The sequence below is a fragment of the Micromonospora sp. NPDC047762 genome (assembly GCF_043204655.1).
Lineage (GTDB): Bacteria > Actinomycetota > Actinomycetes > Mycobacteriales > Micromonosporaceae > Micromonospora.
The window spans coordinates 796,895-812,575 of record NZ_JBIDCQ010000002.1; the positions used below are offsets into that span (position 1 = coordinate 796,895).

Annotated in this window: 17 protein-coding genes; 10 read left to right on the forward strand and 7 right to left on the reverse strand. The window is 71.9% G+C overall.

Going from position 1 to position 15,681, the window contains the following annotated elements; translation table 11 throughout:
- The first annotated feature begins 83 nt into the window (after nucleotides 1-83).
- Complete coding sequence (locus ACGF3C_RS09295; RefSeq protein ID WP_357202824.1) at nucleotides 84-1,115, forward strand: SIS domain-containing protein; 1,032 nt, start codon at nucleotides 84-86, stop codon at nucleotides 1,113-1,115.
- Between the two features lie 25 nt (nucleotides 1,116-1,140).
- Nucleotides 1,141-2,739, forward strand: a complete 1,599-nt coding sequence (locus ACGF3C_RS09300; RefSeq protein ID WP_357226165.1) for a histidine kinase N-terminal domain-containing protein — start codon at nucleotides 1,141-1,143, stop codon at nucleotides 2,737-2,739.
- Between the two features lie 150 nt (nucleotides 2,740-2,889).
- On the opposite strand, the gene ACGF3C_RS09305 is transcribed toward ACGF3C_RS09300, so the two are convergent.
- The gene (locus ACGF3C_RS09305) at nucleotides 2,890-4,389 is read right to left on the reverse strand and encodes a glycosyltransferase family 39 protein (protein ID WP_393220779.1); all 1,500 of its coding nucleotides are present in this window, start codon (nucleotides 4,387-4,389) and stop codon (nucleotides 2,890-2,892) included.
- Nucleotides 4,390-4,718: 329 nt separating this feature from the next.
- Between ACGF3C_RS09305 and ACGF3C_RS09310 the strand changes: the two genes are divergently transcribed.
- Genes ACGF3C_RS09310 through ACGF3C_RS09325 form a run of 4 tightly spaced genes read left to right on the forward strand, consistent with a single transcriptional unit; the run spans nucleotide 4,719 to nucleotide 8,132 of the window.
- Complete coding sequence (locus tag ACGF3C_RS09310; RefSeq protein WP_393220287.1) at nucleotides 4,719-6,431, forward strand: nitrite/sulfite reductase; 1,713 nt, start codon at nucleotides 4,719-4,721, stop codon at nucleotides 6,429-6,431.
- On the forward strand, nucleotides 6,428-6,589 hold the full coding sequence (locus tag ACGF3C_RS09315; RefSeq protein WP_165435836.1) for a hypothetical protein: 162 nt from the start codon (nucleotides 6,428-6,430) through the stop codon (nucleotides 6,587-6,589). The genes ACGF3C_RS09310 and ACGF3C_RS09315 overlap by 4 nt, the downstream gene beginning before the upstream one ends.
- Complete coding sequence (locus ACGF3C_RS09320) at nucleotides 6,586-7,347, forward strand: phosphoadenylyl-sulfate reductase (RefSeq protein ID WP_393220291.1); 762 nt, start codon at nucleotides 6,586-6,588, stop codon at nucleotides 7,345-7,347. Before ACGF3C_RS09315 ends, ACGF3C_RS09320 begins: the two co-directional genes overlap by 4 nt.
- Nucleotides 7,329-8,132, forward strand: coding sequence for a sirohydrochlorin chelatase (locus ACGF3C_RS09325; RefSeq protein ID WP_393220294.1), 804 nt, complete (start codon nucleotides 7,329-7,331; stop codon nucleotides 8,130-8,132). Before ACGF3C_RS09320 ends, ACGF3C_RS09325 begins: the two co-directional genes overlap by 19 nt.
- A 115-nt stretch (nucleotides 8,133-8,247) precedes the next feature.
- Here the strand turns inward: ACGF3C_RS09325 and ACGF3C_RS09330 are convergent, their stop codons facing one another.
- Entirely contained in the window at nucleotides 8,248-8,505 is a 258-nt protein-coding gene (locus ACGF3C_RS09330; RefSeq protein WP_088950012.1) for a WhiB family transcriptional regulator, read from the reverse strand.
- Between the two features lie 449 nt (nucleotides 8,506-8,954).
- Nucleotides 8,955-9,905: a diacylglycerol kinase family protein gene (locus tag ACGF3C_RS09335; protein ID WP_355008151.1), complete on the reverse strand. Its 951-nt coding sequence runs from the start codon at nucleotides 9,903-9,905 to the stop codon at nucleotides 8,955-8,957.
- A gap of 43 nt (nucleotides 9,906-9,948) precedes the next feature.
- Between ACGF3C_RS09335 and ACGF3C_RS09340 the strand changes: the two genes are divergently transcribed.
- On the forward strand, nucleotides 9,949-10,338 hold the full coding sequence (locus tag ACGF3C_RS09340) for a hypothetical protein (RefSeq protein WP_357224917.1): 390 nt from the start codon (nucleotides 9,949-9,951) through the stop codon (nucleotides 10,336-10,338).
- A gap of 22 nt (nucleotides 10,339-10,360) precedes the next feature.
- Here the strand turns inward: ACGF3C_RS09340 and ACGF3C_RS09345 are convergent, their stop codons facing one another.
- The 3 genes from ACGF3C_RS09345 to sodN are packed head-to-tail and all read right to left on the reverse strand — an operon-like array spanning nucleotide 10,361 to nucleotide 11,766.
- Nucleotides 10,361-10,768 (reverse strand): ATP-binding protein, encoded by a 408-nt coding sequence (locus ACGF3C_RS09345; protein ID WP_355008149.1) that lies wholly within the window; start codon nucleotides 10,766-10,768, stop codon nucleotides 10,361-10,363.
- A 24-nt stretch (nucleotides 10,769-10,792) separates the two neighbouring features.
- Complete coding sequence (locus tag ACGF3C_RS09350) at nucleotides 10,793-11,365, reverse strand: GNAT family N-acetyltransferase (protein ID WP_357224921.1); 573 nt, start codon at nucleotides 11,363-11,365, stop codon at nucleotides 10,793-10,795.
- Nucleotides 11,362-11,766 carry a superoxide dismutase, Ni gene (gene sodN / locus ACGF3C_RS09355; RefSeq protein ID WP_030490383.1) on the reverse strand — a complete coding sequence of 135 codons (405 nt, stop codon included), beginning with the start codon at nucleotides 11,764-11,766 and terminating at the stop codon, nucleotides 11,362-11,364. Before sodN ends, ACGF3C_RS09350 begins: the two co-directional genes overlap by 4 nt.
- A gap of 84 nt (nucleotides 11,767-11,850) precedes the next feature.
- Between sodN and ACGF3C_RS09360 the strand changes: the two genes are divergently transcribed.
- The 3 genes from ACGF3C_RS09360 to ACGF3C_RS09370 all read left to right on the forward strand — a co-directional run bounded on the left by ACGF3C_RS09360 (nucleotide 11,851) and on the right by ACGF3C_RS09370 (nucleotide 14,576).
- Complete coding sequence (locus ACGF3C_RS09360; protein ID WP_220090464.1) at nucleotides 11,851-12,201, forward strand: S24/S26 family peptidase; 351 nt, start codon at nucleotides 11,851-11,853, stop codon at nucleotides 12,199-12,201.
- Nucleotides 12,202-12,346: 145 nt separating this feature from the next.
- Nucleotides 12,347-13,525: an NADP-dependent malic enzyme gene (locus ACGF3C_RS09365; RefSeq protein ID WP_357224926.1), complete on the forward strand. Its 1,179-nt coding sequence runs from the start codon at nucleotides 12,347-12,349 to the stop codon at nucleotides 13,523-13,525.
- Nucleotides 13,526-13,613: 88 nt separating this feature from the next.
- Nucleotides 13,614-14,576 (forward strand): zinc-binding dehydrogenase, encoded by a 963-nt coding sequence (locus tag ACGF3C_RS09370; RefSeq protein WP_355008145.1) that lies wholly within the window; start codon nucleotides 13,614-13,616, stop codon nucleotides 14,574-14,576.
- 124 nt (nucleotides 14,577-14,700) lie between these two features.
- Here the strand turns inward: ACGF3C_RS09370 and ACGF3C_RS09375 are convergent, their stop codons facing one another.
- Nucleotides 14,701-15,654 (reverse strand): chlorophyllase, encoded by a 954-nt coding sequence (locus ACGF3C_RS09375; RefSeq protein WP_357224931.1) that lies wholly within the window; start codon nucleotides 15,652-15,654, stop codon nucleotides 14,701-14,703.
- Nucleotides 15,655-15,681 lie beyond the last annotated feature (27 nt).

Below are 15,681 nucleotides of genomic sequence, written 5' to 3' on the forward strand. Positions count from 1 at the left end.
ACGCTTAAAAGTGCAAGACTGAGCAAGAATCGCGCGGCAACCGCGCAGGGGGAGGGGTTTCCGTGACACGTGCAGGGGCTGGAATGGCCGCCGACATCGACGAGCAGCCGGCTGGCTACGCGCGCCTGCTCTCCGCCGCCAACGCCGCCGAGATCGCCCGGGTGGCAGCGGTCATCGCCGAACGTCGGCCACGGCACGTGGTCTTCACCGCGCGGGGCACCTCCGACCACGCGGCGCTCTACGGGGCCTACCTGACCGAGATCCGGCTCGGCCTGCCCGCCGGGCTGGCCTCGCCCAGCGTCGTGACCCTCTTCGGGGCCCGCCCCGACCTCTCCGACGCGCTGGTCGTCGGGGTCAGCCAGAGCGGCGGTTCGCCCGACCTGGCCGAGGTGCTGCGCGCCGCCCGAGCATCCGGTGCGCTCACCCTCGCGGTGACGAACGCTCCCGACTCGCCGCTGGTCGACGTGGCCGAGCTGAGCGTCGACATCGCCGCCGGGCACGAGCGGGCGGTCGCCGCCACCAAGACGTACACCGCGGAGCTGCTCGCCCTGCTGATGCTGGTGGAGGGGATCCGGGCCGGCGACGGCGTGCTCCCGAACGCCGAACGGGAGGCGCTCGACGCACTGCCCGAGCTGGCCGCCCGCACCCTTGCCGACGGCACCCCGGCCCAGCTCGCCCCGCGCTACCGGTTCGCCCGTCAGCTGGTCACCACCGGCCGGGGGTACGCCTACCCCACCGCCCGGGAGGCGGCGCTGAAGCTGATGGAGACCTCGTACCTGCCGGCGCTCGCCTTCTCCGGCGCCGACCTGCTGCACGGCCCGCTCGCCATGACCGACCCGGAGGTCCCGGTGCTCGCCGTGGTCGGCTCCGGCCCCGGCGGCCGGTCGATGGGTGAGGTGCTGCCCCGCCTCGGCGAACGCCGCGCCGACGTCGTGGTGGTCGGCTCCGCCGACGTGCCGGGCGCCACCCGGCTGGCCGTCCCCGAGGTCGACGAGCGGTACGCCCCGCTGCTGGACATCCTGCCGATGCAGCGGTTGGCGCTGGCCCTGGCGCTCACCCGGGGCGAGGACCCGGACGCGCCGCGCGGGTTGAAGAAGGTCACCGCGACGATGTGAGGCGTGGCGTGGCACCCTGGTCACCGTGTCCACGCTGCGCGACCTCGCCGAGGAGCACACCCATCTCCGTCCGGCCGACATCGACCACCTGCACCGGATCGCGGGCGACTGGCAACTGCTCTCCGATCTGTCCTTCGCCGACCTGCTGCTCTGGGTGCCGGTCGACGCCGAGGGCACGTTCCTCTGCGTCGCCCAGGTGCGCCCGACCACCGCACCTACCGCCTACCAGGACGACCAGGTGGGTCGGATCGTCGGCGGGCCGGAGGTAGCCCACCTCGGGGTGGCGTACTCCCAGGGTCGGATCTGGCGTGAGGGCGACCCGGTCTGGTACGGCGACGTGCCGGCCCGGCACGAGGCGATCCCGGTCCGGCTGCGCACCGCCGAGGGGGAGGCCGGCGAGGTGATCGCCGTGGTGGGGCGGGACACCAACCTCTCCACCGCGCGTACGCCCAGCCAGTTGGAGCTCAACTACCTCACCACCGCCGACGACCTGGCGCAGATGATCGCGGACGGCACCTTCCCGCCGCCGCGGCATCCAGGCGAGACCACCTCGGCGCCCCGGGTCGGCGACGGCCTGGTCCGGCTCGACGCCGGCGGCAAGGTCACCTACGCCAGCCCCAATGCGCAGTCCGCGTACCGCCGACTGGGCTACGCCTCGCACCTGGTGGGGGAGGACCTCGCCGCGTTGCACCGCCGGTTGGCCGGTGACCCGCTGGACGGCACCGAGGCGTCGAACGGCATCCTGGCCGCGCTGCGTGGTGAGGCGCCACCCCGCCGGGAGATCGACGCACGAGGTGCCACGATGCTCACCCGCGCGCTGCCGCTGATGCCGGCCGGGGTGCCGATCGGAGCGTTGGTGCTGGTCCGGGACATCACCGAGGTCCGCCGTCGGGACCGGGCACTCATCACCAAGGACGCCACCATCCGGGAGATTCACCACCGGGTGAAGAACAACCTCCAGACCGTGGCCGCGCTGCTGCGGTTGCAGGCCCGCCGGGTGGCCATGCCGGAGGCGCGGGTCGCGCTGGAGGAGTCGGTACGCCGGGTCGCGTCGATCGCCCTGGTGCACGAGACGCTCTCCATGTCCAGCGACGAGGCGGTGGAGTTCGACGGCATCGTCGACCGGGTGGCCAGCGCGGCAACCGAGGTCGCGGCGACCGAGGTGAGCGTCGGCATGCGTCGGCGGGGCAGCTTCGGGGTGCTGCCGGCGGAGATCGCCACCTCGCTGGTGATGGTCCTCAACGAGTTGCTGCTCAACGCCGTCGAGCACGGCTTCCCGCCGGCCGACGAGGCGGAGGAGGAGGCCCCGGTGGCCTCCGCCTCCGGCATGGTGCCGGTCGCCGCTCCCGAGGTGGACCCGTCGCTGCGGCCCGAGGTGGTGGTCTCCGCGCACCGGTTCCGCAAGATGCTGCACGTCTCGGTGACCGACAACGGGCGCGGCCTACCCCCGGACTTCGACGCCGAACGCGGGAGCCGGCTCGGCCTCCAGATCGTCCGAGCCCTGATCACCGGGGAGCTGCGCGGCACCATCGAACTGCGCGCCGGCGCCAACGGTGGCACCGAGGCCATGCTGGTAATCCCGCTGGCCCGCACCACCACCCACGACGGCCGCTCGCAGACCTGACCCGCTCTGCCGCCTCCGGTGGGGCGGGCGACCGGGCCCGCCCACCTCGACGCGCCTGATGACGGTGGGTCATCGTGATGACTGAGAGGCATCACGCCCATCCTGATGTCCGCTCCCGCCGCAGACCCCCGCCGGCACCTGGGGGTCGGGTCAGCGGTCGGGGCGGCTGGTCAGCAGGGCGACGGTGAGGCCGGGGCGCTGCCAGACCTGGGCGACGGTGAAGTCCCTGCGGAGCGCGTCGCCCTTGGCGTCGGGCACGGCGGCCAGCGGCTCGGCGTGCCGGCCGGAGACGACGAGCCACACCCGTGTCGTACCGGCCAGGCACGGTGCCGGCTGGGGGCACTCGGCGGCCCACAGATCGCCGCGGCGGACCTCGTCCTCGGTGACCAGCACGTCGTGTGGTGGGTCGCTGAGGTGGTATTCGATGCCGAGATCGAGGAAGAGCCAGCTGTGCCGGGGTGAGTAGACCACCGCGTCACCGGGGCGTTGACCGTCGGCGATCACCCGGGCCGCCCCCGCGTAGTCCACCGGCGCGCTGCGCGGCCACTCGTGGGTCCGTCGCAGCGCGGCCTGATCGGGCAGGCCGAGCAGCCCGGCCAGCACCACCACGACGAGCGCCGCCGGAGCGGCCACGGCGGTCAGCGCCGCGCCCGCCAGCAGGCACGCGAAGGGCACCACGAAGACCAGATACCGAGGCACCCACAGCGGTACGACAGTGCCGGCGGCGAAGAGCAGCAGTACGGGCAGCAGCACCGCGCTGACCGGCAGCAGGGCGCGCCGCCCGAGCCGGGCCGCGCCCAGCGCGGCGACCCCGAGCAGCAGGCCACCCACCACGCTGCTCTGTGCCACGCCGCCGGGCAGCGCGGTCAGGTCGTCCAGCCGGGCCAGGTGGACCCAGTTCAACTGCCGGGACTGCTGGGTCCGGGCCTTCACCAGCAGCGGGCCGGCCAGTAGCGCGGCCGGCAGCACGGCGACCAGCCACCGCCACACCCGCCGGTCCCGTGTGGCGTCGGGTTGGGCCGGGGTGGCGATGCCGGCCGGGGTCGGGCCGCGCCACCAGGCGACGAGGACGACCAGCGCATGGGCGGCCAGCAGGGCGAGCGCGATCAGGTGGATGAGCCCGAGAGCGGCGACGGCGGCCGCGTAACCGGCCCAACGGGCCCAGCTCGGTCGGCGCAGCGCGCTCACCAGCAGCAGTGTGGCGAGCACGGCGAGCATCGTGGCCAGCGCGTACGGCCGAGCCTCCTGCCCGTAGCGGGAGGTGCCGGGGAGCACCGCGAACAGCAGCCCGGCGAAGAGGCCGCCGCGCCGGTCGACGAGCCGCGCGCCGAGCACGGCGAGCAGCCCGGCGGCCACCGTCATCGCCAACACCGCCGGTACGCGCAGGGCGATGGTGGAGTCGCCGAAGACCCCCGTCCAGAGGTGCATCAGCAGGTAGTACGGTCCGGTGGCTGCGTCGATGGTGCCGGCCAGTCGGGCCAGGTCGCCGGGCGACCGGGTGGCCGCGCTCCAGGTCGCCAACTCGTCGCGCCAGAGCTGGGCGGAGCCCAGCCCGGTCACCGTCACCGCCAGTGTCACCAGCGCCGGGGGGAGCCAGACCGGCAGGCGGCGCAGGTGCCTCCACACCGCCCCGGCCGACCTCTCGGACAATTGCCCCACGGTTCGAGCCTGCCACGGTTGTCCCTAGAACTCGGCCCGTGATGTGGGATCCAGCACGCGGACATTGGCCGGCCCCCATGGGGTGTGGCAGCATGGGCCCATGACCGCCGCAGTCGTCCGCCGCTTCGTGGCACGTCGCCACGTCGATTACGGCCGCGTGCGCAGCGCGATCTGTCCGGCCTACTGACGACGCCCGACCAATCCGTCTCGGGCGCGCTCCGCGCCGGCTGTCTGAAGACACCGTTGTCCCGCCCGCTTCGCCGGGCCGGCCGCCGCGCCCCGCGTATCCCGAGGCACAGCAGACAACGGAGGACGCCGCGATGGCGGTCAGCAGCATCCCGGCCCGTTCCGAGGACCCGACGGCTCGTCCGGCCCGAGCGCCGCGCCGGCCACGGGGTGAGGGTCAGTGGGCGCTCGGCCACCGCGAGCCGCTCAACCCCAACGAGCGGATCAAGAAGGACGACGACCCGCTCAACGTCCGGGCCCGCATCGAGACCATCTACGCGCACCGGGGCTTCGCCTCGATCGACCCGCAGGACCTGCGGGGCCGGTTCCGCTGGTGGGGCCTCTACACCCAGCGCAAGGCGGGCATCGACGGTGGGCGTACCGCCGTGCTGGAGCCGCACGAGCTGGAGGACGAGTTCTTCATGCTCCGGGTCCGCATCGACGGCGGGCAGCTCAGCCTCGCCCAGCTGCGGGTGATCGCGGACATCTCCCGGGAGTTCGCGCGGGACACCGCCGACATCACCGACCGGCAGAACATCCAGTACCACTGGATCCGGGTCGAGGACATGCCGGAGATCTGGCGTCGGCTGGAGTCGGTCGGTCTGCAGACCACCGAGGCGTGCGGCGACTGCCCGCGCATCGTGCTGGGCAGCCCGGTCGCCGGGGTGGCCCGCGACGAGCTGCTCGACCCGACCCCCGCGATCGACGAGATCGTCTCCCGGTACGTCGGCGACAAGCAGTTCTCCAACCTGCCCCGCAAGTTCAAGACGTCGATCTCCTGGCTGGTGGACACCCCGTACGAGTCGAACGACATCGCCTTCCTCGGCGTCGACCACCCGGAGCACGGGCCCGGTTTCGACGTCTGGGTCGGCGGGGGCCTCTCCACCAACCCGATGCTCGCCAAGCGCCTCGGCGTCTGGGTGCCGCTGGCCGAGGTGCCGGACGTGTGGGCCGGGGTGGTCGGGATCTTCCGCGACTACGGCTACCGCCGGCTGCGCAACCGGGCCCGGTTGAAGTTCCTGGTGGCCGACTGGGGCGTGGAGCGCTTCCGTGAGGTCCTGGAGAAGGACTACCTCGGTCGTACGCTGCTCGACGGCCCGGCACCGGTCCTGCCGTCGAAGCCGGTCGACCACGTGGGCGTGCACGAGCAGGCCGACGGGCGGCATTACGTGGGCGCCGCTCCGGTGGTCGGGCGGGTCTCCGGCGCGCAGCTCAGCCAGCTGGCCGACGTGGTCGAGGCACACGGCAGCGACCGGGTGCGGCTCACCCCGTACCAGAAACTGCTGGTGCTCGACGTGCCGTCGGAGCGGACGGAGTCGCTGATCGACGGGCTGCGCGCGATCGGTCTGGAGGCCCGGCCGTCGGCCTGGCGGCGCGGCACGATGGCGTGCACCGGCATCGAGTACTGCAAGCTCGCCATCGTCGAGACGAAGGCCCGCGGCGAGGAGTTGGTGGCCCGGCTGGAGCAGCGGCTGCGCGACTTCGACGCGGACATCTCGATCCACATCAACGGCTGCCCGAACGCGTGCGCGCGTACCCAGGTGGCCGACATCGGGCTCAAGGGTCAACTGGTGGTCGGCCCGGACGGCCGACAGGTCGAGGGCTTCCAGGTGCACCTGGGCGGCGGGCTGGGCATGGCCCAGGGGCAGACCGCCGGTTTCGGCCGCAAGCTTCGCGGCCTGAAGACCACCGCCGACGAACTTCCGGAGTACGTGGAACGGCTGGCCCTTCGCTACCTGGCCGGTCGGAGCGAGGGCGAGACGTTCGCCAACTGGGTGATCAGAGTCGACGAGGAGGAACTGCGGTGAGCAGCGAGAACCGAGCGGCACCCCTGTACTGCCCGTACTGCGGCGAGGAGGACCTGCGGCCGCACGAGGCGGGTCACGGCGCCTGGGAGTGCCACGCCTGCACCCGGGTCTTCTCGGTGAAGTTCACCGGGCTGCTGAGTCGGGCGGTGACCTCATGAGTCTCGTCTCGGCTGCGAACCTGCGCCTGGTGGGCCCGGGCGGCTCGACGTCGGCCGACCCGGCCCGGCGCGACCCGGACGAGCTGCGGGCGCTGGCCGAGCAGGCCGCTCGGGACCTGGAGGGCGCCCCGGCACTGGAGATCGCCCGCTGGGCGGCGCAGACCTTCGGTGAGCGGTTCTGCGTGACCAGCTCGATGGCCGACGCCGTGCTGGCGCACCTGGTCTCCCGGGTGGCCCCCGGGGTGGACGTGGTCTTCCTCGACACCGGCCTGCACTTCCCCGAGACGCTGCGGGTACGCGACGAGGTCGCCCGGACGCTGCCGGTGAACGTCCGGTCGATCCGGCCCCGGCTCACAGTCGGCCAGCAGGACGGCCAGTACGGCCCCCGGCTGTTCAACAAGTCACCGGACGACTGCTGCCAGTTGCGCAAGGTGGAGCCGCTGGAACGGGCGCTGACCGGGTACGACGCCTGGGCTGCCGGGCTGCGCCGGGACGAGTCGCCGAGCCGGGCCAACACACCGGTGGTGACCTTCGACGCGCGTCGGGGCAAGGTCAAGGTCAACCCGATCGCGGCCTGGTCGCAGAAGGATGTGGACTCCTACATCGCCCGTTACAACGTGCCGGTCAACGAGCTGTTCAAGCAGGGTTACGGGTCGATCGGCTGCTGGCCGTGCACCCGCCGTACGAAGGCCGGCGAGGACGCGCGGGCCGGCCGGTGGGCCATGTTCGAGAAGACCGAGTGCGGGCTGCACGTCTGACCTCCCCGGCGACGACCCCGACCGGCCTCGGTGCGGCCGGCGGGGCGGATCCGGTGGTGTTGGTCGCGCACGGCAGCCGTGATCCACGGGCGGCCGATGCCACCCGGGCGCTGGCTCGGGCGGTGTCGGCGGCCCGGCCGGGCACACCGGTGTGGGCGAGTTGGCTGGACCACACCGAGCCGGGGCCGACCGAGGTGCTGCGCGACCTGGCCGTGGCCGGTCACCGCCGGGCGGTGCTGGTGCCGCTGCTGCTGACCGCCGCGTACCACCATCGGGTGGACATTCCGGCGGCGATCGCCGCGGCGGCGCGGTCCGGGCCATCGCTGTCGGTACGGGTCACCGATGTGCTCGGGCCGGCGGACGACACGCCCGATCCTGGGCTGCTGGCCGGGCTGTGTCGACGGCTGGGCGAGACGCGTGAGGGCCGTTTCGACGCGTTGGTGCTGGCTGCGGCGGGCACCCGGGACGCGCGGGCGCGACGGTCGGTGGGCCGGGTCGCCGATGCGCTCGGTGTGGAGTTCGGGGTGCCCTGCCGGGTGGCGTACGCCTCGGCGGCTCCACCGGCGGCCGGTGTGGCGGTGTCCCGGTTGCGGGCGTCCGGCGCGCGTCGCGTCGCGGTGTCCGCGTACTTCCTGGCGCCGGGGCTGTTCCACGACGCGGTGACCGAGGCGGCCGGGGCGGCGGGTGCGGTGGCGGTCGCCGCGCCGTTGACCGACGCGCCGGAGCTGGTCGAGTTGGTGCTGCGTCGGGTCGACGACCGGCCCGCGCTGGCGTCCACGGGCTGACCCGTGCCGGCCGGCACTGTGGGATCCACGGTGCCGACACTGGGTGATCCGGTGCCGGACGGCAGAACGCCCCGGCGGGCGAACCCACCGGGGCGTACAGCTGTGTCGTTGGGGATCAGGCGGAGTGAGCGCGCAGCACCCGGAGACCGCCGCGCCGCTTGACGGCGCGCCGCTCTTCCTCGCTCATTCCGCCCCAGACGCCGGCGTCCTGACCAGACTCGAGTGCCCACTGAAGGCACTGGTCGGTCACGGAGCAGCGCCTGCAGACGGCCTTGGCCTGCTCGACCTGCAGGAGAGCCGGACCGGACGTCCCGATCGGGAAGAACAGCTCGGGGTCCTCGTCGCGGCAGACACTATGGTGACGCCAGTCCATGGCGGCAACACTCCTCATTCTGGATGGGTGGCGAACAATTGCTTGTCGTGCTTTTCCTATATGCATCCGCAGTGCCGATGGTGACAGTTAGCGTCTGTCCATTCGGCAGTGCGTGAGCAGGCGTTCAGCGCCGGGGACCTGCTGGAACAGCTCAACCTGACGAGCATATCCAGGCAATGTCCCGGTAACTCAAGTTCGCTTGTGAATACTTTCACGAACAGTCGCGATGTCAAGGGTGACGCTCGGAAAAACTCCGGGCGGTGAGCAAGCCCACAACCCATTTGTCCGGGTTCCAGTGCTTTCCTGGTTACCCGCCGTGCCACAGTCGAGGATCAATATAGTACAGTCCGCGTGACATTGCTGACATTTCCGGCACCTGCTCCTCGGTGTGGCGGCGACCGGGTCGATCGGTTGTGGCCACCGTGTCGACCAAGGGCAGTACCCGAGACCTAGCAGATTACTCTCAGTGCGGCGGGAACGGAGGTGAATCTGACTTTCTCCCGCTCGCCGAGATAGTCCCCGTCGAGCTGGAACGCCTGCGGACGGCCTGAGACCAGCGTGAACTCCGGCGTGTCATGGAGTCGTAACACCTGCCGACCGCGTGGATCCGGTTGCCGGGACAGGAACTGCGTCACTGTCCGTGTTGTGCTAGCCACCCGGAGCTGACGCAACGCCAGCACATCGAGCCCGAGATCGAACGACGCGGCCGGGTTCGGGTTGACCTCCCGGTCGCCCAGGTACGTCCACGGCGCCGTGTTCTGGATGATGACGGTGGCCAGCTCGGCCTCCGCCGGCTCGCCCGGACGCTCCAGGACGATCGCCGGGTGCCGGCGGTCCGAGGCGAAGAAGTACTGATTCATGATCGAACGCAGATAGAGCGACGGCGTCGAGACCCGACCCTTCCGCCGGGCCTGCTCCACCCGGTGGATCACCGCGGCGTCCAGGCCGAAGCCGGCGCAGAAGGTGAAGTAGCGGTCGTCGGCGAGGCCCAGCCCCACCGTCCGGCTCCGGCCCAGCCGCAGCCCTTCCAGGATCATGCTGGTCGCCTCCGGCCACTCCCGGGGCAGACCCACCGCGCGGGCGAACACGTTGGTCGAGCCACCGGGGACGGTCGCCAGCGCGGGCAGCCGCTCGGCCATCGGCGCGTCGTCGGCGCGAGTCGGCGGTTCGGCCGTCATCAGGCCGTTCACCACCTCGTTCACTGTGCCGTCGCCACCCAGGGTGACGACCAGGTCGACGCCCTCAGCGGCTGCCTCCCGGGCCAGCGCCACGGCGTGCCCACGCCGACGGGTGTAGCGCACGCTGAGATCGACTTCGCTGCGCAGCGCCCGGACGAGCACGTCCCGGCTGCGTTCGCTGGTGGTGGTGGCCTTCGGATTGACCACCAGGACGGCCCGCATGGGCGGCACTGTACCTTCCGGCAGCCCGGGTATCGTGGCGCGCGTGACCATCGACTCGGCCCCGATCCCCGTCACGCTCCGCTGGGCGGTCCGGCTGCTGTGGGCGGAGGCCTCCGTCGTCGGGCTGATCGCCGTCTGGCTGGTCTGGGCCGACCTCACCGCCACCCGCACCGACCTGCTGGCGGCACTGCTGGTGACCGTGTTCGCCGTCGGGGCGGCCGTCGCGCTCTGGGCCCTGGGTCGGGCGCTGCTACGGCGTCAGGCGGGTGCACGAGCCCCCGCGATCGTGCTTCAGTTGATGCTGCTGCCGATCGGGTGGTTCATGATCCAGGCCGGCCTGGGCTGGCTGGGCGTGCCGCTGATGGTGTTCGGCCTGGGCGTGGCCTGGCTGTTGATCTGCCCACCGACGACCCGCGCCCTCGGCTTCGAGTGACCGCGCTGGTGCGTCGGACCGGTCAGTAACCGCCGGAGCGACGGGTGAGCAGCGCGATAGTGGCCCGATCGCCAGCGGAGGTGGCGGACGCCGAGGTGGTCAGCGCGGTGAGCACTTTCCAGGCGAAGGACGACTCGGCGGGCAGGGTGGCACCGCGCACCGTCGGCACCGTCACCTCGACCGTCAGCGCGTCGTCGGTGACCGCGAAGCGGCACTCCAACTCGGCGTCGCGGGTGGCGATGGCGAGCAGCATGGCGCACGCCTCGTCGACAGCGATCCGCAGATCCTCGATCTCGTCGAGCGCGAACTGCAACCGGGCCGCGAGACCCGCGGTGGCGGTGCGGAGCACGCCGAGGTAACCGCCGTCGGCAGGCACCGTGAGGTGCACCACGTCGTCGTCGGTCGCTGGCTGGCCAGTCAGTTGAGTCACGCCTCATCCCCCCGGTCGGGGACTCTACCCGGTCGGTCGCCCATTACGCGTGCCGGCGGTAGTGGCTTGCTCGGCCAGCTCGCGGAGCGCGGTGCCGCTGAGCCGGTAGGCAACCCACTCGCTCATCTGTTCGGCGCCGATCGAAGCGTAGAAGCCGGCAGCCGGATTCCAGTCGATCATCTGCCACTCCAGCCGCTGGTAGCCCCGCCGTACGCAGATGTCGGCCAGCGCGGCGAGCAGCAGTCGACCCGCTCCGGTGCCCCGGGCGGACGGCCGGACGTAGAGGTCCTCCAGGTGGATGCCGTGCACGCCGGCCCAGGTGGAGAAGTTGAGGAACCACAGCGCGAAGCCGACCGGCTCGTCGTGCTCGTCGACCGCGACGTGACCGAAGAGCGCCGCAGCGGTCGTACCACCGCTGCGGCTCGGCGCGCCGCTACCTTGAGCAGCCGCGAAGAGCGCCGAGGTCAGCTGCTCGTTGGTGAGGTGGCACTGCTCCGGGGCACGCTCGTACTCGGCCAACTCGTGCACCATGGCGACGACGGCCGGCACGTCCTCGGGACGTACCGGCCGGATCGTCGGAATGACCGGGGAGGTCACGCCTTCTTGGTCTCCCAGAAGATCTTCGAGATCTCGTCGATCTTCGCGAGCAGCTTGTCGGCGGTGGCCGGGTCGAGGCTGCCCTTGACGCCGCCGGCGCCGGCGAGCTTGGTGGCCTCGTTGAACAGGCTGTGCAGGTTCGGGTACTTCTCGAAGTGCGGCGGCTTGAAGTAGTCGGTCCACAGCACCCAGAGGTGGTGCTTGACCAGCTCGGCGCGCTGCTCCTTGATGATGACGGCGCGGGTGCGGAACTCCGGATCGGTGTTCGACTGGTACTTCTCGCAGATCATTTTGACCGACTCGGCCTCGATCCGGGCCTGTGCCGGGTCGTAGACACCGCACGGCAGGTCGCAGTGAGCGCTCGCGGTGACGCGGGGCGCAAGGATGCGCGGAAGTCGCATCAGGATCCTCCATGGGAAGTTTGCGATGATCAAAGGCGACATTACTCCTGGGAATGCTCCCCGAACCGGGTGGAGGTGAAACCAGTGGCCGCCGATCACCCGGCTGAGGTGCCCCGGTTGCGGAGGCCGCTGACCGCCGTCCTGGTGACCGGCCCGTCCATGGCCCCGACTCTGCGCCACGGTGACGCGGTGCTGGTTCGTCCCGGTGGCCGCCCGATCCGAGCCGGCGACGTGGTGGTCGCGGTCTTCCGGACCCGGCCCGATCTGCTGGTGGTAAAGCGTGCGGTCCGGCCGCAGGACGGCGGCTGGTGGCTACGCGGCGACAACGACCTGATCACCGATGACTCCCGGGCGTACGGGGTGGCCGACGTACGTGGACGGGTGGTGGCCCGCTACTGGCCGCGCCCCGGACGGGTGCCTCGTCGGCAGTTATGACCCTGCTCACATCCGGGGGGTGGTGCCGACACTATGCTCGGAAAGTGCCCGGGTGACCCCCCGCACCGCGTGCCACCGCTCGCCGCCCACCTCGCGGCGGGGCAGGCCGCCTCACATCTGCTCGACAGATCCTGGAGTCACCACCATGTCTTCGTCCACCGTGGACCCCGCTGATCCCGTCTTCCTGCTGCACCGGGGCGGCAAGATGGCCGTCACCTCGACCGTGCCGCTCACCAGCCGGGAGGACCTCTCCCTGGCGTACACCCCGGGGGTGGCCCGGGTGTGTGAGGCGATCGCCGCCGACCCCGCCCTGGTGGACGACTACACCTGGGTGTCGCACACGGTCGCGGTGGTCACCGACGGCTCTGCGGTGCTCGGGCTGGGCAACATCGGCCCCCGGGCCGCGCTGCCGGTGATGGAGGGCAAGGCGGTGCTGTTCAAGCAGTTCGCCGGGGTGGACGCGGTGCCGGTGTGCCTGGACACCCAGGACGTGGACGAGATCGTCGCGGTGGTGCGGGCACTGGCGCCCTCGTTCGGTGGGATCAATCTGGAGGACATCAGCGCGCCGCGCTGCTTCGAGATCGAGCGTCGGCTCGACGAGGCGCTGGACATCCCGGTCTTCCACGACGACCAGCACGGCACCGCCATCGTGGTGCTGGCCGCGCTGCGCAACGCCGCGATGTTGCTCGACCGCAAGCTCGGTGACCTGCGGGTGGCGGTGAGCGGCGCGGGCGCGGCCGGCGTGGCCGTGACGAAGATGCTGATCGCCGGGGGCGTCAACCCCGACCAGGTGGTGGTCTGCGACTCCAAGGGGATCATCGGCCGGCACCGCACCGAGCTGACCGGCACCAAGGCCGAACTGGCGGCGAGCACCAACGCCGACGGCCGCCACGGCGACATCACCGAGGCGCTACGCGGCGCGGACGTGCTGATCGGGGTCTCCGGCGGGCAGATCCCCGAGGCCGCGGTGGCTCAGATGGCACCCGGCGGGGTCGTGTTCGCGCTGGCGAACCCGACTCCCGAGGTGCACCCCGAGGTGGCCGCCCGGCACGTCGCGGTGGTCGCCACCGGGCGCAGCGACTACCCCAACCAGATCAACAACGTGCTGGCGTTCCCCGGGGTGTTCCGCGGCGCGCTGGATGCCGGTGCCACCCGGATCACCGAGGCCATGAAGGTCGCCGCCGCGGACGCCATCGCCGGTGTGGTGGCGGAGTCCCTGACCGCCGACGCGATCGTTCCGTCCCCGCTCGACCCGCGCGTCGCGCCGGCAGTGGCCGAGGCGGTCGCCGAAGCCGCCCGCCGCGACGGCGTCGCCCGCCGGTAAACCGCACGCGTGGGCCAGGGGCGCTCCGGCGCAGCATGCGCCGCTGGCCTACGCGCACGGCTTCTTAACGAGCGCTCAGCTTGTTACCGTGCCGATCATGCGTGCTGCCTTTGCCTCCCGTTTCGACGACGCCGACCCGCTCGCCGCGCTCACCGTCGGCGAGCGGCCCGAGCCGACCCCGCCGGCCGACGACTGGGTGACCGTGCAGTTGCGGGCCACCTCGCTCAACCACCACGACCTCTGGTCGCTGCGCGGGGTCGGTCTCACCGAGGCCCAGCTGCCGATGATCCTCGGCTGCGACGCGGTCGGGCTGGACCCGGAGGGACGCCCGGTGGTCGTGTACCCGGTGGTCGTCACGCCGGGTGACCCGCGCGGGGTTTCCATCCTCTCCGAGCACTTCGCCGGGACGCTCGCCGAGCGGGTGGTCGTACCCCGGTCGAATCTGATCCCGCTGCCCGACGGCATGGCGGCGACCGACGCGGCGTGCCTGCCCACGGCCTGGCTGACCGCGTGGCGGATGCTGACCACCAAGGGACGCGTCGCGGACGCCGACAGCGTGCTGGTCCAGGGCGCGGGAGGCGGCGTGGCCACCGCGGCCGTCGCACTCGCCGTCGCGATGGGCAAGCGGGTGTACGCGACCAGCCGCGACGCCGTGAAGCGGGACCGGATCTCGGCCCTCGGCGCCACCGCCTTCGAGCCGGGTGCCCGGCTGCCGGAGCGTGTCGACGTGGTGATCGAGACGGTCGGCGCGGCCACCTTCGACCATTCGCTGAAGTCGGCCGCGCCGATGGCCCGGATCGTGGTCTCCGGCGCGACAGCCGGGCACGAACCGTCGGTCAACCTGCGCCGGGTCTTCGCCATGCAGCTGGAGATCCTGGGCACCTCGATGGGCACGCCCGGCGAGCTGTACGAGTTGCTGGCGTTCTGCTCCGACAACGAGGTGCGCCCGGTGGTGGACAGCGTCATCCCGTTCAGCCGGGTCGAGGACGCCTTCGCCCGACTGCACTCCGGCGACGCCTTCGGCAAGGTCGTCATCGACCACACCGCCTGACGCCCGGTCCTCGGGCGTGCGCGTCAAGATCCGCGCATCATCGGGGAAACTGCTGCCTCCCGGCGTGCCGGGGCAGCAACATCCCTGATGGTGCGCGGATCTTCGGTTGGCTGACCGGCGGGCCTCAGAGATGGTCGTCGAAGGTGGCGATGTCGCCGCGCGTGGCGTCGGTGGAGATGCGCTTCTTGGCATCCGCGTCTCCATAGAGCGACCAGCGCAGGAACTCGATCGACGTGTCCGACACCACCCGCAGCGCGGCCTTGTCCTTGAGCATCGTCCGCCCATGGTCGCCCTTCGGCAGGCTCAGCATCGCCTTCGGCCAGGGCACCTTGTCGTACGCGGCCCTGCCCGCCGCGTACTCGACCACCTCGTCCAACTCGCCGTGCACGAACAGTTGCGGTGCGGCGGCACCGGCGAACGCGGTGCCCACGCCGAGCGCCGTGCCCGCGAACACCACACCCGCGTCCAGCCGCTTGTCCCGGCTCGCGGTGAACAGGCCGATGGTGGTCACGCCGCCCGCCGAGTGCCCGGCCGCGGCCACCCGCTCAGCGTCCAGCCGGCCCTGCAACTGGTCGCCGGCCCTGCCGTCCAGCGCGAGCACCTGGTCCAACGCGTACGACACGTCGGCGGGTTGGTTGAGCACGTCGAGGACGTTGTTGTCCGCGCCCCGCGAGGTGTGCGGGAACGTCGGCGCGGCCACCACGAAACCCGCCGCCGCCCAGCGGGTCAGTAGCGTGGCGTAGTCGTCCGGCCGGCCACCCAGGCCGTGACTGAACATCACCACCGGGAACCGGCCGTGCGCCCCCAGCAACCCCGGCGTGACGGGGCCGTTCTCGCCGAGCGCCGGGTACCAGATCCGCACCGGCAGCGCCCGGCCGTCGCGGTTCAGCTTCAGGTCGCGTACGCCGACGGGGTAGGGATTTTCCGGCGCGTGCCCGGCCGGGACCTGTGGCGTCGCCGGGGCGGTGGGCTCCGGCGCGGCCGGCGCCCGCCGAACCGGGGCGTCCGTGGAGCACCCGACGAGAGCGGCCAGAAGCAGGGCGGTGATCAGCATTGTGGGGGTGACGCGACGCGGCATGAATCTGATTGTGCCCTGCCCGGTGGA